Here is a 24,925-nt window from a genome sequence, read left to right on the forward strand (position 1 = left end):
TGTATTTACAAGGGTTTTTTATTGTTATTGAGTGGAAAAGGTTGATCCCCAAAGCATTTAGTATTAAAGTAACCCCAGTCTTTCATTATTAAAATAGGAATAGCCATGAAATCAGATAAACCCATTGAATGCGTAGGTTGTAATACTTTTGACGTTGGTTCAATTATTGATAATAGCGAACGTTCAGCACAATTTGATAAAATTTATGTGACTCAAGAAGAGGCAGAAAAAGCATTAGCAAAATTGGTACAAAAAGCTCGTGATACAGAAAGTGAAGATGAACCTTGTCAAATTGAAAGTGATATTACCCCCGTAGAGGGCGGGTTCCGATTGACAGGAAATTTCACTTTTAGCTGTCAAGCCGAAGTGGTGATCTTTCAGTTAGGCACAAGAGCGATCTAATCCGTTTTTTGATCATTTGATCAATAGCTATCTGAGCTTTGTAAACTGCGGTAAAATGATCTCCCCCAAAAAAGTTAGAGACTTACATCAAGGACTGAAGACGATATTGTATCGGAGTCAGTCCTTTTAATTTTAACTGAATACCCTCTTCATTATAATAGCGAGGATTTCCCATAAAAATGCTCCGTTTTCATTCGCCCCATTTTTGTTGTTTAAACGCTTGGTTGTATTTAGTCATAAAAATCTGCACCTTACTTAGCTGGTTATTAGTCCAACTTTTGGGGTGCAGATTATTTTCACCGCAGTTTTCGTTTATTTCTCCAACTGCAGCGGCAAGAACAAGCTCAGAGGGCGCTTACGGATAATCTCACAAAGGCAACGTGCGATTTCACACCAACTGTCGATTTCCGTGTTGAGCGACTTCAATGCCACACGCAGTGCCAAGGTGAAACTCACCAATAAATTCACCACACCGATCAACAACACAAAGCCGAGGTTTTGCCAAATTAATGGCTGACTTAATTCACCGCTAACGGCCACATAGCCAAGATTGGCCGAGGAAAAGGCCACATGGCGAATATCAAGGGGTAAGCCTAGCCAATAGCCCACCAGACCGGTTAATCCTAACAGCATACCGAAACAGAAATTTCCCATTAAGGAGCCGTAATTGTCATGTAAATAATTTGCAATGCCAATCCGGCATTTTTCAGGCATCAGGTATTTCAACACGGGATGATAACGCAAGCGCATTTTGCTGTTGAGGTAATTACTGCGGTTATCAAAATAGCCCGAAATAATCCCCGAACAGAATAACCACACGCCCGCAATGGCGGCGAACCATAAAGCGCCTTGTGTGGGGTCAATGGCGTGCAGTTGGTAGTCAATGGCGGCGTGATCCAACAACGCCACGCCTTTTTGTTGCGCATAAAAATGGGCGATTAACGCACTTAATCCCATGGCGAACGCCACATTGCCTAGCACGGCAATGGTTTGAGAGCGCACAACATCAATCAATAATTGTGCCAGTTTCATGTTCACCGCTCGCCCTTGCGGGTTGCGTTCCACGGCCTCGGCAAAACGGGCGGCGGTCATGGCGGGCTGTTTGGTGGCGACGGTAAAATGCAACATAAAAATCAGCATAAAGCCCAGACCATAGTTCAAGCCATAAGCCACACTTTTCCAGAGCTTATCCTCAATCACATCACCCAAATAAATTTTCAATAAAGCCATCAGCGCAATTAAAATCCCGCCACCCGCCGCAGAGTAAAACATGGCAAAATATTCTTTTTTGCTGCGTGTCACATAATGCTCGCCATGGTCGCTGGTGTTTTGTGCAATGGTGCGAGAAAGCATGCTTGCGCTTTGTTTCCAAAGTACCGCAATATTATGTTGATCGGTAGCGGCCTCGGCAAATATTTCGGTGGCTTGTAATAAGCGCAATAAGGATAATTTTGAGGTACTGAACAACCCTTTGAGCAACACCAAGCGATCCAAAGTTTGGGTTAACCGCTCCAACAAATGCGCCACACCTAAGGAAGAACCCGCCACCACGCCACGTTTATGAAAGCGATCAATTTGTTTGCGACATTGCGACAGCATGACTTGCAAATGGCTATCGTCATAATGTTCACCCTGTTGTTGAGCGCTTAACCATTGTGCCACTTCTTTTTGCAACGCCACAAATGGCGAATGGGCGTCTAATAAATTGGGATCAAGTCGCATTAATTCGGGTTCCAAATCTTCCGCCGCCAACCAGATGGCTAACATTTCAATGGCGGAATAGCCCTCATGATAAAGATGTTGATGCAACCAATTTTGATCGGCTTGTTCTGTGTAGTGCTGAAAGGTGGCAAACAGGTTTACCCAAGTTTTCACCGAAATCGCCTTAAGCCACGCCAGATCTCGGCGATCATGAAATAACATAAAGAACACATCACGTAAATCTTTGCTGTCCTTAAAGGCGGGATTCATTTTTTCATACAGCCGTTGTTTCATCTCCTTGCCAAAGCCATCACGGCTTAAAATGCCACTGCTCACCAACAAGGGATACAACCGCATTTGGCATAACCAACGGCACAGCAAGCGAGAGATCCTATTGGCAAAGTCAGGATGTTGTTGTAATAGCCCAATAAATAAGTTCACCCGTTCATTGGCTTGACATTGTCCGCCGTCACGTAAATATTGGCAAAAGGTTTGCAATAACACGAAAGGATCATTTTGCGCCTGCATATCGGCCAACAGTTGATCCAAGCGTGGTTGAATAAATGGTATCGTCATAATTTCTCTTTGTTGTTCGTCTACCCTATTATGATAGGTTTTGTGCTGAAAAGTTCAAGCTAAAATCTCTTAGCCGTGTTTAACCAATGTGTTGATGAGATTTCCATTTAAATTGCTCAAAATTACATCAGTTTATAATAAAAATTTTGTTAATTTTTTACAATAGAAGTAATAATTAATAAACTCCTCAGATAAAAATAATTATGGATAAAAAATTTGACTTGCAAAATTATCTTGCCACCATTCCACAAATAAATGATGAAAAAGATATTGAAAATTTATTTAATGTGATGAATGTGGTGGCTAATTTGTCTATTCCTATTGGTCAAAAAACTGCTTTATTAAATCAGATGGAAAGCAAGTTAAAGGATAATCCTAAATTTCAAGAGATTGCAGATAGCCATAAACCACAAGTGGAAAAAATGCAGCAGGTGATGGCAAATTTGGTGCAGAATTTGGAAGAGAAAAAGGAACATGCTAAAAAGCAACAGCAGGAAATTAAAACTGGTCAGCAGTTTAATTTGCAGCAGTTGAATATGTTGAAGGGATATGAGTTATATAAGTATGTTATGGATAATATGACTAATCCAAGTCAATGGAAAGAAATGACCAAAGAGCAACAAAAAGAAGTTTCTGAACAAACTTATAAAGCCTTTCTAAAAAATCCAACTGAAAAAAATACAGAAAATCTTGCTAAAGTTATATTAGTAAATGCAACCAATACAGAAAATATTAATAAAGCCCTAAATGATTTACAAAGTTTCCAACCTACACATCCTACACATAGTCATAAATTATCCAAAAAATTTAAGAATAAAGATTTTTGTAAACAATATTTTGGCATAGAGAATGCAACAAAAGAACAAATAGACTATTATTCTCAAATTTTTATTACTGCTACAGAGATTGGAGATCAATATGGTGTTAAGATCCAGATAAATAAAGATGGAAGCATAAGAACTGATCCTGATGATGAAGAATCAAGAATAAAATATAAAAAAATATTAGATAAAAAAATTGCAACAGAGCAAGACCCTCAAGTTAAAGAAGCATTTCAACATATTTCTGCCCAAATGATTAAGCAAGAAATAGAGAGAAATAAAACTTTTGATGATAGTAAGAAAATTAGGAAAATTAAGCATGTTAAGGATGTGGGTGGTTTTATTAAAGATGTTTTTTCATATCCTTTTAAAAAGAATGAATTATTTAATAAACCTGCTGATGAACTTTACCATAATTTAAGCAATAGATTGGATCAGGCTTTTGATATTTATAAAAAGTTTGGTGCAGATTCTGTCTCAAAATGGGATATTATCAATATAGTCAAATCTGAACAAGATACTAGAATTGGACAGTTATTAAATTCTCAATTAATTCTTTATATGGCTGGTGATAAAGATGCCCAAAAAGATGTGATCAATAATGCCTTTTTTAGGAATTTATATGCCAAAAGCCAAGCCTATGGCAATGATCATTATCTGTTTAAAACAGTGCTTGAGGGTATGAACTTTGATGAAGCAGCCACAGCAAGGATCATCAGCCTATTGGATAAAGACTTGGAAAATAATCCTGCTATCAATCCAGATCACACTAAAATAAATAGGGAATTTTTTAAACATTATCAGGAAAAAAAGGATAATTATTACACTGTTGCAATGGCTGTAGAAAATTATATTAGTAAAGATGAAGGGATTAAATCTCTTGATGTTTATGATATGTTTAATAGGTTAAATAATGGGGAAAAATTAACTGAAAAAGATATTGAAATATTGATGCACATTAAGAGTTTGCAAGATGAACCACACAAGAGAAATGAAATTTTAATTGATGGAAATATAGTAAGGGTTAAGAATAGTGATATTTTAGATAAATTTAATAATGCAACTCACTTAGATTCAAAAAAACTTGATCAATTAATACAAAATTATGATCAGCCAAAAGAAGTTGAATTTGAACACATGAGTGAAAGTGAAAAGAAAATTTTGGCAGTTGCAGATATTAAAAAATCAAAAGAAGCAGTAGAAAGTTATAGTAATAACAATTATAATAAACAGGAAGAAGTCAATTATAGTAGTGTCCTTAACAGTTAAAACATAAAAAGCAATAATTTTATTAAATTATTGCTTTTTATGTTTTAAAATGTCTCAACTTGTATGTAGTCAGACATAATCTCTAAAGTTTTATGCTTTTCAGAAGAGCCTTTTTTAAATAAATTCTGATTTTCTTTGCTGACATTAAATTTATCAAAAAGAGAAATAATTCTTTTATCAATTCCTATTAGTATATTAACTATTCCTTGATTATAATATCTATTAGTTAATATTTTTTCTAAGTAATCACCACGAATTTGCAAAACTTGCATAAATTGTTCTTCAGTTAAATTGTTTAACTTTCTATCTAATTCTAAATAGAAACCATTTAAATCTTTTTTAAATTCTTTATATCCTATTAACTCATCAGGATTTAAAGGTTTAATTAAATCTTTATAAGTATAAGTTTTTCCCCTAAAGGTGCTTTTAATTTGTTTCATTTCTTTGGTGACTTCACCATAGGAATATAATCTTGAACCATCTGGGGTGCAATATACAGCCTTTTTTCCATAAAAGATATATTGACAACCATAGGCAAAAGCATTTTGAGAAATAAATAAGAAACTTAATAACAAACCTAATTTAATTTTATTTTTGAGCATATAAACTCCTTTATTATTATATTTATTTTTATTTGGATGTTATCGTAGATAAAAATAAATACAATAGATTTTTAATTAAAATTTAGTAATTTTTTCTGAATAAAAAATAGCAAATTTAAATTCAGAAAATATACAAATTTTGTGTTTTATTTACCCAATAAGGCTTTGTTTATAAAGCCTTATTTTATGGGTATATCAACACATTGGTTAAACACGGCTCAAATACTCTTTTTTTCCCAACTTCCCCAAATTCGGAATAGAAAACTTGAGAGTAAAAAACCAGCCAGATTGGCAATAAAAGATGTTAGCGTTGGTAAATATAATGCCAAAGCCGAAAGTACTATACCCTGAAATAACTTCGAGCATACTTTTTCTGCAGTGGTTTCAACTTTCTGGAAGATATAATTGAAACAACTTTCAATAAAGGATAAAAATAAAAAGCCAATTATATAAGGATGATATGATAAATATTCATCTAGACATGGAAGATCTGGGTAGAATGTATCTAATATAACTGGGAGATATATTAATACAACAAGAGAAAAAGAAGAAAGCCAAAATTTCAGCGAATTAAAATTTGGATCTCTCCATTTAAAAGTGGCTTTAGGGATTAAGCCAACATGCTTTAATAGTTTTTTCATTAAGAAATACCTCCGCGAAAATTAAACGAACTTCATACTAACATTGTTTTTTTTTTTGCACAATACTTGATTGTTTATTCGCCTATTTTTTAACCGAAAGACAAGTAGACATGACCAGCTACCGCTAGGCGATAGCGAAAATGAAATGGGATAAAGGCAGGAAAAAACAACGTAGGAGCGGATCTATGTATCCGCCCGAAAATCACGCTCCGTTTTTAACGGGCGGATACATAGATCCGCCCCTCCATTTTAGTTAAAATATCATCAACATAAAATGGCATATCCGCTAATTAAAGAGCGGATAAAGTGGTCGTTTGGAGAGCACTTTGATCTTGACCCTGAAATAGGTTTTATCAATAAAAAAGTGCGGTGAAAAAAGGTTGATTTTTTCACCGCACTTCAATCGGTTAATTGACTAACTAGCTAACTAGCCCTCACAGCTTGAGCAACTGAGCAAGTTGCGGTTAAACACTTGCGCTGCACTCATACTGTATTGATAATAAATGGATTTTAAGCCCAATTCTTCGGCGGTTAAGTATAATTGGTTCAAATCTTTTGCGGGGGTCGCAGGGTGAACCATGATGTTAATACTTTGGCCTTGATCGATATATTTCTGACGTTGTGCCGCTTGTTGAATCACACTTAACTGGCTGATTTCCGAGAATGTTTTGAAAATATCTTTCTCTTGATCGCTTAATTGGGATAAATGTTGCACAGAACCGTCATGCAATAAAATGCTGTCCCAAATTTCGTCTTTGTCTAAGCCTTTTTCTTGTAATAATTTTTCCAAGAATGGGTTTTTGTAGACGGTCTTGATTTTGGCTAAATCTTTTACATAATAATTGGATTTAAACGGTTCAACAGACGGTGAAACACTGCCTAAAATAAAGCTACTGGATTTGGTTGGGGCAATACTCATTAAAGTGGTATTGCGACGGCCGTAGCCCTCTAAAATTTCTGGTTCGCCGAAACGTTGCGCCAATTCTTGCGAGGCTTGTAAGGTTTTTTCTTTCAGCGTGCGGAAAATTTCATTGTTTTTCTGCATGGCCTCAAAGCTATCAAACGCAATATTATTCGCTTGTAAATAACTGTGCCAGCCTAACACGCCTAAACCTAATGCACGGTGACGACGTGCAAATTTATTGGCACGGTGTAAGAACGGAATATGTTGGCTTTTCTCAATAAATTCGCTCATAACCACGTCTAAGAAGTAGGTTAAGACTTCAGGGGCGTCAGTGTCTTTCCACTCATCAAAATAGAGTAAATTCATCGACGACAAGCAACAGACGAAACTTTCATCATGACAAGCTGGTAACATGATTTCCGTACAAAGATTAGAGGCGTGTACCACCATATTTTTTTCTTTATACACATCAGGACGGCCTGCGTTGGCGTTGTCTTTAAAGAACAAATACGGAATACCGGTTTCGGTTTTACGTTGTAATAATTTCGCCCAAAGCTGGCGTTTATAAGGATCGCCCGCTTTCATGCTTTGTAACCATTCATGGCCGATACACACGCCGTAATACATTAATTGAATCGGGTTGCCCTCGGTGTGAATGTCTAACCATTCGTCAATATCGCCATGTTCAATATCAATATAACCGGCAAATTGTCCTTTACGTGAGGTGCCTTGTGAAATGACATCAATCACGGTATCAAATAACTTGGTAAAGTTGAATGAACCATCAGACTTGCCGTTATTTTTAATCACCGAACCACGTGGACGAATATCGCCGAAATAGGCCGACGTCCCGCCGCCGATTTTGCTCATCATGCCCACTTCAGCAGTGGTCACCATAATTTCATGAATGGAGTCGCCAATATAGCTCCCAAAACAGGAAATCGGCAAACCACGATCTAAGCCAAAGTTTGACCAAATTGGCGAAGAAAGGGAAAAATAGCCACGAGCCATGTAGTGATAAAATTTCTCCGCATAGCCCTCAATGCCGAGTTTATGTTCAGCATGTTCGGCAATAAAGCGAATGCGTTCTAGGGCGTTTGTTCCCTCGAGCAAGTAACCACGTTGCAAGAACAAACGGCTGTCTTCGTTTAACCAAGCGAAGTCTGGACGGTTTGGATTAGAATAAGTCATCGGCGGTAATCTGTTTCATTTTTTTGCTGTAATCAGTGCTACGTTTATAGAAGAAATCGTTTTCTTTGGTGGAAAGGATTTCAATATCGAACCACTGGGTTTCTTTTAATAATGCTGGATTGATGTTGTGTGGCGCCGTCAATCCAAGTATGGTTAATGAGTTGTTGTAACGGCTTTTAATGTAATTCAACGCCGTTTCTTTGGTGATAAAACTTAAATCACCGCCCTCAAAAATCCAATCTAAAATACCACATTCTGCCTCAAATGCCTGGTCTGACAAGGTTTTTAGATCGGTAAAAAATGCTTCGGTAAATAAATCTGCATGTTCATCACGTAAAATTTCGTATAACGCAATACCGAATTTACCGTGAATTTCTTCCTCTTTTGAGGTGGCCTCTACCGCATTAGAAATCCCTTTGAACAGGTTTTTATGCTTGTTGAAAGACATCATAATTAAGAATTGACCGAACAAGGATATGTGTTCCACAAACAATGAGAACAACACCAATGACAACACAAATTCGCCTTTGCCCGCATCTTTGTCTTTCATGAAACTTTCCATGTAACGAATACGGTTCATCAACGGTTCAATATCTTGAATTTGGCTGAACATTTCGTTTAGCCCTAACTTCTCTAATAAGAAAGAATAAGCATCTTTATGGCGCACTTCGGATTCGGCAAAGGTCCCGCCCACATCGTCCATTTCTGGTTTTGGGAAATAGCGATACAGCTCGCCCCAGAAACGCTTCACGTTCACTTCCACTTGGGAAATCGCCAACATGGCTCGGGTGAGAACTTGGCGTTCGTGATCGTTAATGGTGGTGCGGTAATCTTGAATGTCACCGGTAAAATTAAATTCGGTATGCAGCCAGTAGGAATGGCGAATGGCATCTTTGAACTCAAGCAATTCAGGGTATTCGTAAGGCTTGATGTTCAAGCGTTTTTCAAAAAGATTTCTGGACATAATGCGTTCACTTTTAAGGAGGGTTAAATTAATATTTAGGCTCTATTTTAGACAAAAAAAAATACATAACAAGACTTGACAAACGGCAATTTTCACCACTTTTGATTAGGGTTTTGATTTATAAAGGAAAAAAATTTTAAAATTTTTTAATGCGTATATCTATGGGTTTGAGGGATAAAGAAACACAAGATATTGTGTTTATGAACTAGATCGAAGTGCGGTGAAATGTAGGGGAATTTTTATTAAAAATAAAGGCATTGCCCTGCACTGGCGTACAGGGCTAGGAATGTGACGATGCGCCGCATCTTGAGTTAATTATTAACTTACATATTCCCCACAATATCCTGCGCAAACTCGGAAGAAGAACGCAAAGTGGCACCCTCAAGCATATCAGCGAAATCAAAGGTGACGGTTTTATTGGCAATGGTTTTAGACACGGCATTGACGACCAAATCCGCCGCCTCCGTCCAACCTAAATGACGCAACATCATTTCACCGCTCAGAATTAAGGAACCGGGGTTACCTTTATTTTGACCGGCGATTTTCGGTGCGGTGCCATGGGTGGCCTCAAAAATAGCCGCCTCTTGGCCAATATTGGCCCCCGGTGAAATACCAATTCCGCCCACTTGTGCAGCGAGCGCGTCAGAAATGTAATCACCGTTTAAGTTCAAGGTGGCAATCACATCATAATCGGCTGGGTGCAACAAAGCCTCTTGTAAAAAAGCGTCGGCAATGCAATCTTTAATAATGATTTCACGCCCTGTTTTCGGGTTGGTCAGTTTATGCCAATCGCCGCCGTCTAACGGGGTGGCGCCAAATTCTTTGGCCACTTGATAACCCCATTCTTTAAAGGCGCCCTCGGTAAATTTCATGATATTGCCTTTATGTACCAAGGTGAGGGAACGGCGGTCGTTGTCAATCACATATTGTAACGCTGCGCGCACCAAGCGCTGTGTGCCTTGTTTTGATACCGGTTTGATACCAATACCACAATCTTGGGTGAAACGAATTTTTTTCACGCCCATTTCATCTTGCAAGAATTTAATGACTTTATCGGCTTCGGCAGAACCCGCTTTCCATTCCACACCGGCATAAATATCTTCTGAATTTTCACGGAAAATCACCATATCCACTAATTCAGGGTGCTTAACAGGGCTTGGGGTGCCCTCGTAATAACGGATAGGGCGTAAACAGTTATACAAATCTAAGCCTTGTCGCATGGCCACATTTAAGGAACGAATGCCACCACCGACGGGGGTCATTAATGGGCCTTTAATCGCCACATGGTATTCTTTGATCAACGCTAAAGTTTCATCAGGTAACCAAGTATTTTCGCCATAAAGTTGATTAGCTTTACCACCTGCATAGATTTCACACCACGCAATTTTACGTTCACCGCCATAGGCTTTTTGCACAGCGGCATTAATGACCGTTTGCATCGCAGGGGTCACGTCTACCCCAATGCCATCACCCTCAATAAATGGGATAATGGGTTGATTCGGCACAGCCAATGAACCGTCCGCATTTAATTGAATTTTCTCACCTTGTGGAATAATCACTTTCGATGTCATACTTTCTCCTTATATTTTGTGGTGTTTACTGGTAGTATAAGAAGCAGGTCTTTTTAATGGACAACAAAAATAAAAAAGAAACCTTTCGCCCCCAATATTTTTATTATTTGAACAACATATATGAACTTAAAACGAGTTGCAAGAGATAAGTATAAAAAAACAGCTTTTGCGAATAAAAAAAATCAACGGCCCCAAAAACAACGCTCACTTGCCGACACGGTCGTGGTGTTATTTAACAAACCTTACGATGTGCTGTGCCAATTTAGTGGTGAAGATGGTCGAGCCACCTTGAAAGATTTTATTCCCATTCCGCAGATTTACGCTGCAGGGCGGTTAGATCGGGATAGCGAGGGGTTGTTGCTGTTAACCAATCATGGCGAACTACAACACCGCTTGGCGGATCCCAAGTTCAAAACCGAAAAGACCTACTGGGTGCAAGTCGAGGGCGTCCCCACGGAACAAGATCTTGAACCATTACGGCACGGCGTTGAGTTAAAAGACGGCATGACAAAGCCCGCCAAAGTGCGGTGTATTTCTGAGCCGTTTTTATGGCCAAGACAGCCACCGATTCGGCAACGTCAGGCCATTCCCACCCGTTGGCTTGAAATCAAAATTAGCGAGGGAAAAAACCGCCAAGTACGCCGTATGACTGCGCATATTGGCTTTCCAACCCTACGTTTGGTGCGTTATGCCACGGCAGGATTAACCCTCAGCCATTTGGCGAATGGCGAATATCGATTATTAAATGAAAGCGAAAAACAACAACTTTTTGCGATGTTAAAATTAACGACGGAATAAGATTATGCACAAACCCAATATCACCATGGCTTGCGTTGTCCATTGCAACGGCAAATTTTTATTTGTGGAAGAAATCGAATACGGTAAACGTACCCTCAACCAACCCGCAGGCCATTTAGAAAAAGAAGAAACCCTTTTACAAGGCGCAAGCCGTGAACTCTATGAAGAAACGGGCATTCAGGCGGAAATGCAGTCGTTACTGAAAATCTATCAATGGCATGCACCCCGTAGTCAAACGGATTATTTGCGTTTTGTGTTTGTGGTGGAACTGAATGAATGCGTTCCCATTACGCCTCACGACAGTGACATTACCCGAGGGTTATGGCTCACATTAGCGGAATTTCATGACTACATTCAACAAGAGGGGCAATGCGAACGTAACCCCTTGGTTATTCAAGCCTTGCAAGATTATTTGGCCGGAAAACGTTATCCGCTCTCGGTGTTAACGGTATTTGAATAACAAAAAACCCGAACATTTGTTCGGGTTTATGTTGAATGCGATCGTTATAATTAACGATGACCTTGGCTTAATGGGATTTCTGCATCGGGTTCGTGCGTGATACGGTTACGTAAATCACGACGAATGACCTCAATGGTCCAGAACCAGAAGATATGACCCACTAATTCAGAGATGTGTTCATATAATGGCCAATCTGCCACAGGTGGTGTTAAACCTAACGCTGGGAAAACGATATAGTGTGCACCGATGTCTGCGATAATACCTGCACCGATACCTTGCCAGAATTTCACTTTAGGGAAACGCTCTGCAACCACACAGTAAGCAATAGCAAACACTAATGAGAAAATCATGTGTGTGACGCCGATCCAGTTGAATGCGTGATCTGCGAAAGTGAATGCGGCTTCAGTTGGATCGATACCAATGTAATCACGTAAGAAAACATGTGGTGGGTTTAAGAAAGCACGTGAACATTGATCTAATGCACCGTTCATGGCAATCGCACCAGAATTTAACGCATCTAATACCGGTTGTGGACAAGCTGCGCTAAATAAATCAATTGGACTACGTGGTGGGAATGGATGTTCAGCCCCCCATTTTACGAATGCAGAGATAATACCTGCAATAATACCGACAAATACTGCTAAACCATAACGACGACGTGATGGTTCAGTTTGTTGAAAAATACCTGACATAATAGGCTCCAAGAATATTAAAAATTAATCATATCTATATACGTAACAAATATTTAACAATATAATTACAAAATATAAACATTTGACTTCCCTTAGTTTTTTGCAAAATCTAAAGCGGGGTGTATTCTACCATTAACAGAAGAACTGTCAAATTTTATTCACTCAAAAGGGGTAGATTACAAGGCGTTTAACATTGTTGGCAACCAATCTTCCGCCGCTTGATCTTGATCGTCCACTTGCGACACATCAATACGTAAACTTTCACAAATTTGCACCGCACCTTGTGCCGTCAAAACCTGCTCCACCGTATCCACGGCATAGCAGAAAGTATCATAATCGGAATTGCCTAATCCGACTACTGCAAAACGCACGCCGGTGAGATCTTGTTGTTTCACTTCGTCGATAAAAGGTTGGATATTTTCGGGCAATTCGCCTGCACCGTGGGTGGACGTTACGATAAGCCAGCGTTTTTGATTTTCTACATCGGCAAAGGTGGCGTTGTTTTCAATTTGGGTGTCGAAACCTTGTTGTTCAAGGCAATCGGCGAGATGATCAGCGACGTATTCGGCACCGCCGAGGGTGGAGCCGGTGATAATGGCGATTGGGTTTGGCATAATAATCTCCTTTAAAAAATTTACCCTCACCCTAGCCTTCTCCCAAAGGGAGAGGGAACGATTTGAGTATATAAAAATTGTTATTTTTTCACCGTTCATTTCCCTCTCCCTTTGGGAGAGGGCTAGGGTGAGGGTGAAAAGCTAAATATCCAAATTCGCCCTTAACGCATTACTCTCAATAAACTCACGACGTGGTTCCACTTCATCCCCCATCAACGTGGTAAACAACTGATCCGCTTCCACCGCATCTTTAATGGTCACTTTCAACATGTGGCGTGCTTCAGGATCCATTGTGGTTTCCCAAAGTTGCTCAGGGTTCATTTCGCCTAACCCTTTATAACGTTGTACCGTCAAACCACGGCGAGATTCTTTGACTAACCAATCCACGGCTTGCTCAAAACTGCTCACCTCTAAACGACGTTCGCCACGAGTCACATATGCCCCCTCATCCAACAAACCACTTAACTGTTGACCCAGTTTGACGATACGAGCATATTCATTACCATTCGCAAAAGCATAATCTAAGCTGTAATTGGTGTCGATACCATGAGTACGCACGGTTAATAACATTTCATGTAACTGGCGTTCTTGGTTGAATAGCACTTGGTGCGAATAATGGTTACCACTGGTGTCTTTTTCTTTCAAACGTTCCACCAATAAATTTGCCCAATTTTCCACCGCAGTTTGATCTTTCATTAACTCATTCGTCAGTATTGGATAATACACCAATTCTTTTAGCAAGGCCTCTGGGTAACGGCGGTGTAAACGTGCGATCATTTGGGTGACATTATTATATTCCGTGACTAATTTCTCTAATGGTAATCCTGTCATCGCTGGGGCATTCGGATTGATATATAACGCCGCATCATCTAACGCAATCGCCAACTCATATTCGATCATCGCAGGTTCATCTTTAATATATTGTTCTTGCTTGCCTTTTTTCACTTTGTACAATGGCGGCTGTGCAATATACACATAACCACGTTCAATAATTTCAGGCATTTGACGATAGAAGAATGTCAATAAAAGCGTGCGAATATGCGAACCGTCCACGTCCGCATCGGTCATAATAATCACTTTGTGGTAACGCATTTTGTCAGGATTGTATTCATCACGCCCAATACCACAGCCAAGTGCGGTGATTAATGTTCCCACTTCTTGCGAAGACAGCATTTTGTCAAAACGGGCTTTTTCCACATTTAAGATTTTCCCTTTTAACGGTAAAATTGCTTGATTTTTACGGTTACGCCCTTGTTTCGCAGAACCGCCCGCAGAGTCTCCCTCCACGAGGTAAAGTTCAGAAAATGCCGGATCGCGTTCTTGACAGTCCGCTAATTTACCCGGCAGACCTGCAATATCCAACACGCCTTTACGTCGGGTCATTTCTCGAGCTTTGCGAGCCGCCTCTCTGGCCCGAGCCGCATCCACAATTTTAGTGGCAATAATTTTCGCATCGTTCGGATTTTCTTCTAAATATTCCTGCAAACGCTCATTCATTGCGGATTCCACCGCCCCTTTCACTTCAGAAGAAACCAGTTTGTCTTTGGTTTGCGAAGAAAATTTCGGATCAGGCACTTTCACTGAGACAATCGCCACTAGCCCCTCACGAGCATCATCGCCTGACGTTTCCACTTTATCTTTTTCGCTCTTCCCTTTTTTATTTAAGCCCGATTTTTCCATATAGCTATTTAATGTTCGGGTCAAGGCACCACGGAAACCGGCTAAATGGGTACCGCCGTCTCGTTGCGGAATGTTGTTAGTAAAGCAATAAATATTTTCGTTATAGCTATCATTCCACTGTAATGACACTTCCACACCGATATTGTCTTTTTCCATGGAAAAATAAAACGGTTTTGGGTGAATTGGGGTTTTATTTTGATTTAAATATTCCACAAAGGCTTGAATACCGCCCTCATAATGGAAATGATCTTGCGTGCCATCACGTTCATCAAATAATTTAATTGACACGCCAGAGTTTAAGAATGATAACTCACGTAAACGTTTTTTCAGAATTTCGTATTCAAAGACAGTTTTGCTAAAAATGGTTGAACTCGGCCAAAAACGCACTGTCGTTCCTGTTTTACTGGTGTCGCCAATTTGTGCGAGCGGTGCTTGCGGTTCACCTAAACGATAGGTTTGTTCATACACATGCCCTTGACGGCGAATGGTGAGCAATAATTTATCGGAAAGGGCATTCACCACCGACACGCCCACGCCGTGCAAACCGCCTGATACTTTATAAGAATTATCATCAAATTTACCGCCAGCGTGCAACACAGTCATAATCACTTCCGCTGCCGACACCCCTTCTTCAGGGTGAATATCCACAGGAATACCACGTCCATCATCCACCACGGAAACAGAATTATCTTCATGAATCGTCACAATAATATCTTTACAATGCCCAGCTAAGGCTTCATCAATGGCATTATCCACCACTTCAAACACCATATGATGCAAGCCCGTACCGTCATCGGTATCGCCGATATACATGCCGGGGCGTTTCCGCACGGCATCTAAGCCTTTTAATACTTTAATGCTACTGGCACCGTATTCGCCTTGTTGTGATTCTGGTTGGATATTATCTGTCATAGGGTTTCTCAATTTGGTGAAAATTTGGGGGAATTATAGCATAGATTAGGGGAAAAATAACGGAAAATTTGGGTTTTACCCTCACCCCTGCCCTCTCCCAAAGGGAGAGGGGGTTAATATTGGGAAAGTTAGATTTTTTTGATGAATATAGCGATCGTCCCCTCTCCCTTTGGGAGAGGGCTAGGGTGAGGGTAAAATCCCATCTTCCTCTGGGAGAGGGCTGGGGTGAGGGTAAACCCTATTTTTGTGATCTCCATTCCAAAATCGCAAAGAAACGTTTCAATACATTACACCCTGTCGGTAAAATAAATCCCCATCGCTAAAAAGGGGAATAAAATGAATACATTTACCAACAAGATTTTATTAGAGTTTTCTCGTGAATTAAGAAAGCGTGATACCGAGGAAGAGCATAAACTCTGGCAACATTTACGCAATAGATTATTTTGTGGATTGAAATTCTATCGACAACGTGTGATTGAACCTTATATTGTTGATTTTATTTGTTATGAGAAAAATCTGATTATTGAATTAGATGGCTCACAACATTACGAAGATAAACAAATGCAATATGACAAAGAAAGAACGCTGTATTTAAATGAATTGGGATTTATAGTCTTACGATTTGATAATAACGAAATTAATCGTCAAATAGATAATGTATTGGAAACAATTTATTTGTGTATCAATGGGGAATATGTGCCTGAGATTTAATGTGGTTACCCTCACCCCAGTCTTCTCCCAAAGTGAGAGGGGATTTTACCCTCACCCTAGCCCTCTCCCAAAGGGAGAGGGGATTTTCCCCTCACCCTAACCCTCTCCCAAAGGGAGAGGGGATTTTACCCTCACTCCTACCCTCTCCCAAAGGGATAGGGAATTGATCTTGGGAAAGTTAGATTTTTTTGATTAATATAACGATCGTCCCCTCTCCCTTTGGGAGAGGGCTAGGGTGAGGGTAAAAATCCCCTTTAATTCCCCCCATTTTTATGCGAAAATAACCCCATCCAAACCATTTCATAACTCATTGTTAACATTGACAAATTAAACTGGAGATAGTATAATGCACCACAGCACCACAGCACCACAGCACCACAGCACCACAGCACCACAGCACCACATCTGGTGACCACCAAACACAAGCCGAGCACAACGCCTTTCTCAATGAGCTAGACAAAAACCTTTGGGCGAGTGCGGATAAGCTCCGTCAGCAATTAAGCCCGAGCAGTTATAAATATGTCATTCTTGGCTTAATCTTTCTCAAATACGTTTCCGACAGTTTCAGCGTTCAGCAAGAAAAAAATCAACAAAACTTTACCAATCCCGACAGCGAATATTATCTCGATCCTGCCTATTTCACCCCTGAGCAAATTGCCGAAGAAGCCGAAAATCGGGACTATTTCACCGAAAATAACGTCTTTTGGCTGCCTGTTGAATCTCGTTGGGACAATCTCAAAACGGTCATCACCTATAACCGTGGTGATGAATTACCTTGGGGTGGAAAATTTAATGGTGCATCTGCCTTGATTGATAACGCCCTTGATGCCATTGAGCGTGAAAACCCTGTATTGAAAAATAATCTGCAACATATCAGCGAATTTCGGGTGGACGATCACACAATGGCGGAGCTGATTAACCTGTTTTCCAGCACGGATTTTTCCAAACCGATGTATAACGGTCAGCCGATTTCGCTCAGTGCCAAAGATATTTTGGGTCACGTTTATGAATATTTCTTAGGCAAATTTGCGATGGCGGAAGGGCAACGGGGCGGCGAGTTTTTTACGCCGAAATCCATTGTGTCGCTGATTGTGGAAATGCTCGAACCCTATCAGGGGCGAGTGTACGACCCAGCGATGGGGTCGGGCGGCTTTTTTGTGCAGACCGACCGCTTTATTCAAGAACATCAGGGCAAACGCAATGCGGTGTCCATTTTCGGGCAAGAAGCCAATCTCACCACCTATCGCCTAGCCATTATGAATATGGCGATTCGGGGCATTGAAGCCAATTTTGAACTGGCAAACACGCTCACCAACCCACGCCATTTAGACCAGCGAATGGATTTTATTATGGCAAATCCGCCCTTTAATGTGTCCGATTGGTGGCAAGAAAAGCTGATTGACGACCCACGCTGGGCGTTCGGGATTCCGCCACAAGGCAATGCCAATTTTGCCTGGCTGCAACATATGATTTATCACCTAAGCCCTAAAGGACGAATGGCAATGGTGCTAGCAAACGGCTCAATGAGTTCGCAAACCAACAATGAAGGGGAAATTCGCAAAAATATTATTCAAGCCGATCTGGTGGAATGTATGGTCGCCTTGCCAAGCCAACTGTTCGCCAACGTGCAAATTCCTGCTTGTATTTGGTTTTTAAACAAAGCCAAGGCTCGCCAAGGCGAAGTGTTGTTTATTGACGCTCGCAAAATCGGTTTTATGAAAAGCCGTAAACAACGGGATTTCACTGCGGACGACATTGCGAAAATTGCCCAAACCTACCACAGCTGGCAACAAGGCAAGGATTATGAAAACGTGCCTGCCTATTGCTATGCCGCCAGTTTAGATGAAATCGCCACCAATGATTTTGTACTGACTGCAGGGCGTTATGTGGGTGCAGAAGAACTTGAGGATGACGGCGTGCCTTTTGCGGAAAAAATGCAAAAATTAACCGCAGTTTTGAATGAACAGTTTAAATTGGGGGCGGAGTTGGAAGAGAAGATTAGAGCGAATTTGGGGGAGTTGGGGTATGAGTGATTGGAAAACCTATAAATTAAAAGATTTGGTAACTTGTTCGCAAGGTATCCAAGTACCAATAGATGAACAATATGTAATCCAAAATAAAAATATGGTTCGTTTCATTCGCATTGTAGATTATACCAATCCAAATGAAGAACCTAGATTTATAAATAAAATCAAAGATAGATATATTGTTAAAAAAAATGATGTCGTGATGATTAGGTATGGATCTGCAACCGCAGGTAAAGTTGTCCGTGGTATTCAAGGTTACATAGCTAATAATTTATTTCACGTTCATATATTAGATGAAAATATCCTTGATAAAGAGTTTTTATACTTTTTTCTATCTCAAAAACAAATTTATGATTATTTAATGTCTGCTCAATCATCTACGACTATGCCAGCCATAAAATTTAGTGACTTGTATAATATAGAAATAAAATTACCACCAATTAATACGCAAAAAGAAATCGCTAAAGTAATAAATAATTTTGAAAATAAAATCACCCTAAACACCCAAACCAACCAAACCCTAGAACAAATCGCCCAAACGATTTTTAAAAGCTGGTTTATTGATTTTGACCCTGTGCGAGCCAAAGCCGAAGCCTTGGCAGACGGGAAAAGCGAACAAGAAGCCAATTTAGCCGCCGCCGAAGTGATTGGGGGCGAAAGTGCGGTGGAAATGGCGAGAGTTTTTCCGAGTGGTTTTGGGGAAGATGGGGTGCCGTTGAGGTGGGAGATGAAGCCGTTACCCGAACTTATTGATTTTCTTGAAGGACCAGGTATTCGTAATTGGCAATATACAGAGAATGATGACGGTATAAAATTTATCAATATCCGTTGTATTAAAGACGGCGATTTGTCATTAGAAACTGCAAATAAAATTACCAAGGAAGAAGCATTTGGAAAATATAACCATTTTCAGTTAAAAGAAAATGATATTGTAATTTCATCATCAGGCACGCTGGGACGCTTTGCATTTGTAAGGAATGAACATTTACCATTATGTTTAAATACGTCTGTTTTAAGATTTAGACCAATCGAAAATAAAAGTACATTAGCATTTATTGCAGGCTTTGTAAGTACTCAATTACAGCAAGAATTGGAAATGAGAGCGTCAGGTTCTGCTCAACGAAATTTTGGACCTATGCACTTAAAACAAATTTCATTATTAGTGCCTAATTTTGAATTATTAGAACTTCATCAAAAGTATGTTTCTGATTTATTTGAAAAAAGGAAGAATAATTTAAAAGAGAATGATCAGTTGATTGAAATGAGAGATTATTTGCTGCCGAAATTGTTGAGTGGGGAGATTGAGTTATGAGTGGATCGGATAAAATTATTGTTAAAAACATAGGAGAGATACCTTTATATTCAAAAGAAAACTTACTGAATGGTAACGGTATAGTTGAAGAATATTCAGATGGTCGAGTAAAAAGAATAAAATCACTAAGGATTGAGAAATATAGCCAGCTAGAAGAATTATTTAAACAGATAATTCGAATTGAAAGGAAGAGAGATTTATATTTTCGTGGACAGTCTAATTCTAATTGGGATTTGGAAAGTACATTAGAAAGGGAAATAAACAAGAACATAGATATCAATGAAATTACACAAGATACTTATAGAAAAATTTCTGAAAAGCAATTAGAAAACTTCAAAGAATTAATCAAAGGAAAACTTAAAGAACAATCTGTATTATTACTACAAAATAATTTAGATGTGAATAATGAATTATGGGCTATTGGTCAACATCTAGGGTTATCAACACCATTAATTGATTGGACTAAATCAATTTACATAGCGTTATTTTTTGCTTTTTATAAAGAAGACTATCAACGCTCAAATGATGATATATATGGAAAATCAGAATATCGATCAATATATCAGTTAGCTTCTGATTTCTTTAAAAGTGATAAATTAGGTGGTTCTTATTTGGTTATACCTAAAGCTGATAATTACAAAAGACTAACTGCTCAAAAAGGATTGCTTACCTATTGGGGGATAGAAGATAAAATTAATGAAACATTATCAATAATAGAAGGTTTAAATGATGAAAGAGTATCTTATGGAAATAGAGTTATTACAAAATTTTATATACACAGCAGATTAAGAAACAAAATATTAGAATATTTGGAGCATTTAGGTTTTACAGAAGAAACTATTTTCCCTGATTTACAAGGTGCAATACAGAAATGTAATTCAGATCTACAAAAAATGCTTAAAAGTGGAGATTATTAATTAAATCAGCGTGATACATTATTCCCACTCATCTCTTAGTTGATTTTGATAAGCCAAACCGTCAATGTGGCGATGTTTTAATAAGCCTTGTACTGCCATTAAACTGTCTTGGGGTTGTGTTTTTTTGGGGGTGAGAACATCAACATAAGACCGCATTTTTAAAGCGTGATCAAGCAAAGCAACCAAATATTCACTGTTGGTTTGCCCCGATTGAGCCGCTAATTGCGTGAGATGTTGCTCGTAGCGTTTTGGTAATTCAATAAGCATATTATCGCCCTTGAGTGCTGTTGAAGTGAGATACATTGTAGTACGCCTTAATGTGATGAGCAAGATGATAAAAATTAACTGAATTATCACCGCAGTTTGAAGTGCTGCAAAGGAGCAAAATGTGATTTTGGAATGGAGATCACATTTTTTGGAAAAAAATAGGGAAAAACCACCCTGCACTGGCGTACAGGGTTAAGCAAATAACGATGCTCCGCATCTTACTGGAGCTACGGCGTAGCGAGACTAGGCGTAGCCCCGTACGAAAGTGCGGGGGGAATTAAAAGGAAAATAACAATGAGCCACAGTTATCGTAAACATAAATTTTTCGGCTATGGTGGCGGTGATACGGATCGGGCATTTAAACAGCGTTTTAACCGTTCTTTTCGCCGTATTAGTAAACAGCATATTGAAAGTGATCGTGAGCCATTACACTCAATGCACGAAGTCGGTCCCCCTTGGGAAAGCACCAAAATTGCAAAGCATTATTGGGCAGGAGCGAGTGAAAGGGATATGCGGAAGTAGAAGAACCACCCTGCACTCACGTACAGGGTTAAGCAAATAACGATGTAATAAAACCCTCACCCCAGCCCTCTCCCAAAGGGAGAGGGGGTTGCACAGAGGGTAATTGTAAAATTTGTGATTAATACAACGCTCGTCCCCTCTCCCTTTGGGAGAGGGCTAGGGTGAGGGTAAAACCAATAAGGAGAAAACTTATGCCACTCAACATCAACGAAGAAGCCATTGAGAACCTTGCCCTTGAGCATCTAGCCGCTCTCGGTTGGGAGCATACCGATGCTCGTCAAATTGAGGAAAACAGTGAGTTTTCTCGTGCCAATCCGTCTGATGTGATATTTAAGCGGATTTTGCAGGACGCAGTGGAGCGGCTGAATCCTGATTTGCCTGAAATGGCGGTGGCGGATGTGGTGGCTCAGGTGGTGCGAGTGTCAGGGGCAAGTCTTTCCGAACGTAATCAAGCAGCGTATCAGCTGTTGCGTAACGGCGTGCCTGTGTCCTATAAACAAGACGGCAAAACTATTCATTACAACGCCTATCTCATTGACTTCAAAACGCCCTCTAATAACCGTTTTGATATGGTCAATCAGCTCACCATTAAAGGTCGCAAGGGCAATCGCCGTCCTGATGTGATTGGGTTTGTCAATGGTCTTCCCTTGGTGGTGTTTGAGTTAAAAAATCCCCTTTCCGATCAGGCGGATATTTTGGATGCTTATCATCAATTGCAGACCTATAAAGACGAAATCGCCGATTTGTTTGTGTTTAATCAAGCCTTGATTATTAGCGATTTTTCCCAAGCCAGACTCGGATCGCTCACGGCGAATTTTGAACGCTTTACGGTGTGGCGTGTGGTAGATGAAAAAAATGACTCGCAACGGATTACCTTTGAAAATGAATTGGTCGGCTTAATGCACGGGCTGCTCACGCCTGAAAATTGGCTGAATTATGTACAAAATTTCGTGGTATTTGAGAATGATGATGGCAATGTGATTAAGAAAATCGCTGCTTATCACCAATTTTATGGGGTGAATGAAGCGGTGGATTGTACGCTGTTGGCAGCTAGCCCCAACGGCAATCGCAAGATTGGCGTAATGTGGCATACGCAAGGATCGGGCAAGTCGCTGTCGATGTTGTTTTATGCTGGGCGTTTGTTGGCTCAGCCTGCATTGCAAAATCCGACCATTGTGGTGGTGACGGATCGCAATGATTTAGATGGGCAACTGTTCGCCACGTTCTCCGCTGGCGAAAGCATTATTCGGCAAAAACCTGTGCAAGCGGAAGATCGGGAAAATTTGCGTGATGAATTAGCAAAACGTGAAACAGGGGGCGTGATTTTCACCACCATTCAAAAATTTGCGTTGTTAGACGGTGAACAACATCATCCAATGTTAAACGACCGTGCCAACATTATCGTGATGACAGACGAAGCCCACCGCACGCAATATGGCTTTAACACCCAAATCAAAAATGGGCAATATCGCACTGGGTTTGCTAAATATTTGCGTGAAGCCTTGCCCAATGCGTCTTTTATTGGTTTCACCGGCACGCCGATTTCGCAGGAAGACAAGGACACGCAAGATGTATTTGGGCGGTATGTGTCGATTTATGCGATGGAAGATGCGGTAGCAGATGGGGCGACGGTGCCAATTTTTTATCAGGCGTTGCAAATTAAACTGGGCGAATCGGAGCAGTTTGATAACGTGATTCGAGAAGCAGAAGCCGTGTATGACGCTGGCGAAAATGCCCGAATGAAGCTGATGGAAAAATTAGTAGGATCCGATGGACGGTTAAATTTGTTAGCCGACAGCATTGTAAAACATTTTGAGAAACGCTGTGAAAGCATTGAAAGCAAGGCAATGACGGTGGTAATGAGTCGTGACATTGCAGTAAAACTTTACCAAAAAATCACCGCACTTCGCCCTGAATGGCATTCTGATGATGTCAATTCTGGGGCGTTGAAAGTGATAATGACAGGTTCGGCTTCCGATCCTGAATCTTTGCAACGCTTTGTACCCAGCAAAGACGACCGCAAATTGTTGGAAAAACGCTTTAAAGATCCGAATGATAGTCTTCGCATGGTGATTGTGGTGGATATGTGGCTGACGGGCTTTGATGTGCCTTGTTGCAACACAATGTATATTGACAAGCCGATGAAAGAGCATAATTTAATGCAAGCCATTGCAAGGGTGAATCGGGTATTCCGCAATAAAAGCAATGAAAACGGTGGCTTGATTGTGGATTATATCGGGCTAACGGCGGCGTTGCGTGAAGCCGCGGCGATGTATGGTCGCAACCCAACTGGCGGCGAATCGGTGGCGGTGGATATTGCCTTAGTGAAACAAAAATTAGCGGAAAATATGGATATTATCCACAAGCAATTTGCCACCCCAGTTAAAGGCAAGGCGTTTGATTTGCAAGAAGCACTTTCCCATACTAGCGTTGAGCTGTTGTTACACGCCATTAATCAAGCCGCAGAACATATTTTAGCCTTGGATTACGAGCAAAAATCCAACGATAAAAAAGATCCAACCCCACGAAAAACGGCGTTTATTCGTGCCGTGCGGAGTGCGAAAAAAGGCTATGCGTTGTGCGGTTCGGATCCTGCCGTGAAACGTTTTGAACGAGAATTGGCATTTTTTGACAGTATCCGCCAACGCATAGGCAAAGACACACCAACCAAAACCGCCGATCGTGAACGTCAAATTCGCTTAGTGGAATTGCTCAACCAAGCGGTGCAATCGCAAGGTGTAGTGAATTTGCTGGACGAATTGGACGACCATCAAGCCAATATCAGCTTGTTATCTGATGAGTTCTTGGAACGGGTACAAAAAAGCGGTACCAAAAATCTGTGGGCAGAACGCATTGCGAAATACTTAAAGCAGAATTTCCGCAAAGGAGCAGGCAGCAATATCACCTTGCAAAAAACCTTTGAAGATAAACTCAAAGAAACCATGAATCAATATCACAATCAAAGTTTAAGTGTTGCTGATGTATTGAAAGCCTTAATTGATATGGCAAAAGAGTTTGAAGAACAGCAAAAACGAGGTGAACAACTCGGTTTGAGTTATGCGGAATTGACGTTTTATGATGCCTTAATTCGCAACGAAAGTGCGGTGCGAATTATGCAAGATTTGGTATTAAAACGCTTGGCTCAAGAAATCACCGATCAATTGCAAAAATCCGTAACGCTGGATTGGAAAATTAAACCTGCAGTGAAAGCTCGCATGCGAAATATTATCCGTTTAACCCTGAAAAAGAATGGCTATCCACCTGATTTAGAGCAAGAGGCCATCGCACGAGTGCTAGAACAGGCGGAAGTGTTGGGGGATGAGTTGGTGGGATAATCCCCTAACACTAGGTATAATAAAAGATGCTGAGCA

The 24,925-nt window shown here is 40.2% G+C and carries 19 protein-coding genes and 2 pseudogenes; 10 read left to right on the forward strand and 11 right to left on the reverse strand.

What is annotated here, in order from left to right:
- Positions 1–105 precede the first annotated feature (105 nt).
- Positions 106–402: a YfcZ/YiiS family protein gene (locus ACTG7X_RS04725; protein WP_439240350.1), complete on the forward strand. Its 297-nt coding sequence runs from the start codon at positions 106–108 to the stop codon at positions 400–402.
- 82 nt (positions 403–484) lie between these two features.
- Here the strand turns inward: ACTG7X_RS04725 and ACTG7X_RS04730 are convergent.
- Positions 485–602 (reverse strand): annotated as a pseudogene (locus ACTG7X_RS04730) (IS3 family transposase); the annotation flags it as partial.
- A 112-nt stretch (positions 603–714) separates the two neighbouring features.
- A complete protein-coding gene (locus tag ACTG7X_RS04735) occupies positions 715–2,679 on the reverse strand; it encodes a site-specific recombinase (RefSeq protein ID WP_439257378.1) in 1,965 nt (654 codons plus the stop codon).
- A gap of 203 nt (positions 2,680–2,882) precedes the next feature.
- On the opposite strand from ACTG7X_RS04735, the gene ACTG7X_RS04740 reads away from it, so the two are divergent.
- Complete coding sequence (locus ACTG7X_RS04740) at positions 2,883–4,769, forward strand: hypothetical protein (RefSeq protein WP_439257379.1); 1,887 nt, start codon at positions 2,883–2,885, stop codon at positions 4,767–4,769.
- Between the two features lie 44 nt (positions 4,770–4,813).
- On the opposite strand, the gene ACTG7X_RS04745 is transcribed toward ACTG7X_RS04740, so the two are convergent.
- From ACTG7X_RS04745 to icd, 5 genes are all read right to left on the reverse strand, one after another.
- Positions 4,814–5,371, reverse strand: a complete 558-nt coding sequence (locus tag ACTG7X_RS04745) for a hypothetical protein (RefSeq protein ID WP_439257381.1) — start codon at positions 5,369–5,371, stop codon at positions 4,814–4,816.
- Between the two features lie 218 nt (positions 5,372–5,589).
- Entirely contained in the window at positions 5,590–6,012 is a 423-nt protein-coding gene (locus ACTG7X_RS04750; protein WP_439257383.1) for a hypothetical protein, read from the reverse strand.
- Between the two features lie 427 nt (positions 6,013–6,439).
- The gene (locus tag ACTG7X_RS04755) at positions 6,440–8,107 is read right to left on the reverse strand and encodes a ribonucleoside-diphosphate reductase subunit alpha (protein ID WP_439257385.1); all 1,668 of its coding nucleotides are present in this window, start codon (positions 8,105–8,107) and stop codon (positions 6,440–6,442) included.
- A complete protein-coding gene (locus ACTG7X_RS04760; protein ID WP_439257387.1) occupies positions 8,094–9,071 on the reverse strand; it encodes a ribonucleotide-diphosphate reductase subunit beta in 978 nt (325 codons plus the stop codon). Before ACTG7X_RS04760 ends, ACTG7X_RS04755 begins: the two co-directional genes overlap by 14 nt.
- Positions 9,072–9,394: 323 nt before the next feature.
- Positions 9,395–10,642: an NADP-dependent isocitrate dehydrogenase gene (gene icd, locus ACTG7X_RS04765; protein WP_439240184.1), complete on the reverse strand. Its 1,248-nt coding sequence runs from the start codon at positions 10,640–10,642 to the stop codon at positions 9,395–9,397.
- A 120-nt stretch (positions 10,643–10,762) separates the two neighbouring features.
- On the opposite strand from icd, the gene ACTG7X_RS04770 reads away from it, so the two are divergent.
- Both ACTG7X_RS04770 and ACTG7X_RS04775 read left to right on the forward strand, forming a co-directional pair.
- A complete protein-coding gene (locus ACTG7X_RS04770; protein ID WP_439257388.1) occupies positions 10,763–11,440 on the forward strand; it encodes a pseudouridine synthase in 678 nt (225 codons plus the stop codon).
- 4 nt (positions 11,441–11,444) lie between these two features.
- Positions 11,445–11,900: an NUDIX hydrolase gene (locus tag ACTG7X_RS04775; protein ID WP_439257389.1), complete on the forward strand. Its 456-nt coding sequence runs from the start codon at positions 11,445–11,447 to the stop codon at positions 11,898–11,900.
- A 50-nt stretch (positions 11,901–11,950) separates the two neighbouring features.
- Here the strand turns inward: ACTG7X_RS04775 and ACTG7X_RS04780 are convergent, their stop codons facing one another.
- The 3 genes from ACTG7X_RS04780 to gyrB all read right to left on the reverse strand — a co-directional run bounded on the left by ACTG7X_RS04780 (position 11,951) and on the right by gyrB (position 15,798).
- Positions 11,951–12,592, reverse strand: coding sequence for a YagU family protein (locus ACTG7X_RS04780; RefSeq protein ID WP_439240190.1), 642 nt, complete (start codon positions 12,590–12,592; stop codon positions 11,951–11,953).
- A gap of 176 nt (positions 12,593–12,768) precedes the next feature.
- Positions 12,769–13,206, reverse strand: a complete 438-nt coding sequence (gene mioC / locus ACTG7X_RS04785) for an FMN-binding protein MioC (RefSeq protein WP_439257391.1) — start codon at positions 13,204–13,206, stop codon at positions 12,769–12,771.
- Between the two features lie 141 nt (positions 13,207–13,347).
- Positions 13,348–15,798 (reverse strand): DNA topoisomerase (ATP-hydrolyzing) subunit B, encoded by a 2,451-nt coding sequence (gene gyrB / locus ACTG7X_RS04790; protein WP_439257392.1) that lies wholly within the window; start codon positions 15,796–15,798, stop codon positions 13,348–13,350.
- 336 nt (positions 15,799–16,134) lie between these two features.
- On the opposite strand from gyrB, the gene ACTG7X_RS04795 reads away from it, so the two are divergent.
- The 4 genes and pseudogenes from ACTG7X_RS04795 to ACTG7X_RS04810 all read left to right on the forward strand — a co-directional run bounded on the left by ACTG7X_RS04795 (position 16,135) and on the right by ACTG7X_RS04810 (position 20,765).
- The gene (locus ACTG7X_RS04795; protein WP_439257394.1) at positions 16,135–16,509 is read left to right on the forward strand and encodes an endonuclease domain-containing protein; all 375 of its coding nucleotides are present in this window, start codon (positions 16,135–16,137) and stop codon (positions 16,507–16,509) included.
- Between the two features lie 368 nt (positions 16,510–16,877).
- Positions 16,878–18,542 (forward strand): annotated as a pseudogene (locus tag ACTG7X_RS04800) (type I restriction-modification system subunit M); the annotation flags it as partial.
- Positions 18,535–19,848 (forward strand): restriction endonuclease subunit S, encoded by a 1,314-nt coding sequence (locus ACTG7X_RS04805; protein WP_439257396.1) that lies wholly within the window; start codon positions 18,535–18,537, stop codon positions 19,846–19,848. The pseudogene ACTG7X_RS04800 and the gene ACTG7X_RS04805, both read left to right, overlap by 8 nt.
- On the forward strand, positions 19,845–20,765 hold the full coding sequence (locus ACTG7X_RS04810; protein WP_439257397.1) for an FRG domain-containing protein: 921 nt from the start codon (positions 19,845–19,847) through the stop codon (positions 20,763–20,765). The genes ACTG7X_RS04805 and ACTG7X_RS04810 overlap by 4 nt, the downstream gene beginning before the upstream one ends.
- 18 nt (positions 20,766–20,783) lie before the next feature.
- On the opposite strand, the gene ACTG7X_RS04815 is transcribed toward ACTG7X_RS04810, so the two are convergent.
- On the reverse strand, positions 20,784–21,032 hold the full coding sequence (locus tag ACTG7X_RS04815; RefSeq protein ID WP_439257399.1) for a hypothetical protein: 249 nt from the start codon (positions 21,030–21,032) through the stop codon (positions 20,784–20,786).
- A 294-nt stretch (positions 21,033–21,326) separates the two neighbouring features.
- Between ACTG7X_RS04815 and ACTG7X_RS04820 the strand changes: the two genes are divergently transcribed.
- Positions 21,327–21,554 carry a hypothetical protein gene (locus ACTG7X_RS04820; protein WP_439257401.1) on the forward strand — a complete coding sequence of 76 codons (228 nt, stop codon included), beginning with the start codon at positions 21,327–21,329 and terminating at the stop codon, positions 21,552–21,554.
- A 191-nt stretch (positions 21,555–21,745) separates the two neighbouring features.
- The gene (locus ACTG7X_RS04825) at positions 21,746–24,889 is read left to right on the forward strand and encodes a type I restriction endonuclease subunit R (protein ID WP_439257403.1); all 3,144 of its coding nucleotides are present in this window, start codon (positions 21,746–21,748) and stop codon (positions 24,887–24,889) included.
- The last annotated feature ends 36 nt before the right edge of the window (positions 24,890–24,925 follow it).

This window comes from Lonepinella sp. BR2271 (assembly GCF_051851515.1).
Classification (GTDB): Bacteria; Pseudomonadota; Gammaproteobacteria; order Enterobacterales; family Pasteurellaceae; genus Lonepinella.

Bases quoted from the DNA above. Each gene is read 5' to 3' on its own strand.
- ACTG7X_RS04725 (WP_439240350.1), top strand. From the start codon at position 106: ATGAAATCAGATAAACCCATTGAATGCGTAGGTTGTAATACTTTTGAC.
- ACTG7X_RS04735 (WP_439257378.1), bottom strand. From the start codon at position 2,679: ATGACGATACCATTTATTCAACCACGCTTGGATCAACTGTTGGCCGAT.
- ACTG7X_RS04740 (WP_439257379.1), top strand. From the start codon at position 2,883: ATGGATAAAAAATTTGACTTGCAAAATTATCTTGCCACCATTCCACAA.
- ACTG7X_RS04745 (WP_439257381.1), bottom strand. From the start codon at position 5,371: ATGCTCAAAAATAAAATTAAATTAGGTTTGTTATTAAGTTTCTTATTT.
- ACTG7X_RS04750 (WP_439257383.1), bottom strand. From the start codon at position 6,012: ATGAAAAAACTATTAAAGCATGTTGGCTTAATCCCTAAAGCCACTTTT.
- ACTG7X_RS04755 (WP_439257385.1), bottom strand. From the start codon at position 8,107: ATGACTTATTCTAATCCAAACCGTCCAGACTTCGCTTGGTTAAACGAA.
- ACTG7X_RS04760 (WP_439257387.1), bottom strand. From the start codon at position 9,071: ATGTCCAGAAATCTTTTTGAAAAACGCTTGAACATCAAGCCTTACGAA.
- icd (WP_439240184.1), bottom strand. From the start codon at position 10,642: ATGACATCGAAAGTGATTATTCCACAAGGTGAGAAAATTCAATTAAAT.
- ACTG7X_RS04770 (WP_439257388.1), top strand. From the start codon at position 10,763: ATGAACTTAAAACGAGTTGCAAGAGATAAGTATAAAAAAACAGCTTTT.
- ACTG7X_RS04775 (WP_439257389.1), top strand. From the start codon at position 11,445: ATGCACAAACCCAATATCACCATGGCTTGCGTTGTCCATTGCAACGGC.
- ACTG7X_RS04780 (WP_439240190.1), bottom strand. From the start codon at position 12,592: ATGTCAGGTATTTTTCAACAAACTGAACCATCACGTCGTCGTTATGGT.
- mioC (WP_439257391.1), bottom strand. From the start codon at position 13,206: ATGCCAAACCCAATCGCCATTATCACCGGCTCCACCCTCGGCGGTGCC.
- gyrB (WP_439257392.1), bottom strand. From the start codon at position 15,798: ATGACAGATAATATCCAACCAGAATCACAACAAGGCGAATACGGTGCC.
- ACTG7X_RS04795 (WP_439257394.1), top strand. From the start codon at position 16,135: ATGAATACATTTACCAACAAGATTTTATTAGAGTTTTCTCGTGAATTA.
- ACTG7X_RS04805 (WP_439257396.1), top strand. From the start codon at position 18,535: ATGAGTGATTGGAAAACCTATAAATTAAAAGATTTGGTAACTTGTTCG.
- ACTG7X_RS04810 (WP_439257397.1), top strand. From the start codon at position 19,845: ATGAGTGGATCGGATAAAATTATTGTTAAAAACATAGGAGAGATACCT.
- ACTG7X_RS04815 (WP_439257399.1), bottom strand. From the start codon at position 21,032: ATGCTTATTGAATTACCAAAACGCTACGAGCAACATCTCACGCAATTA.
- ACTG7X_RS04820 (WP_439257401.1), top strand. From the start codon at position 21,327: ATGAGCCACAGTTATCGTAAACATAAATTTTTCGGCTATGGTGGCGGT.
- ACTG7X_RS04825 (WP_439257403.1), top strand. From the start codon at position 21,746: ATGCCACTCAACATCAACGAAGAAGCCATTGAGAACCTTGCCCTTGAG.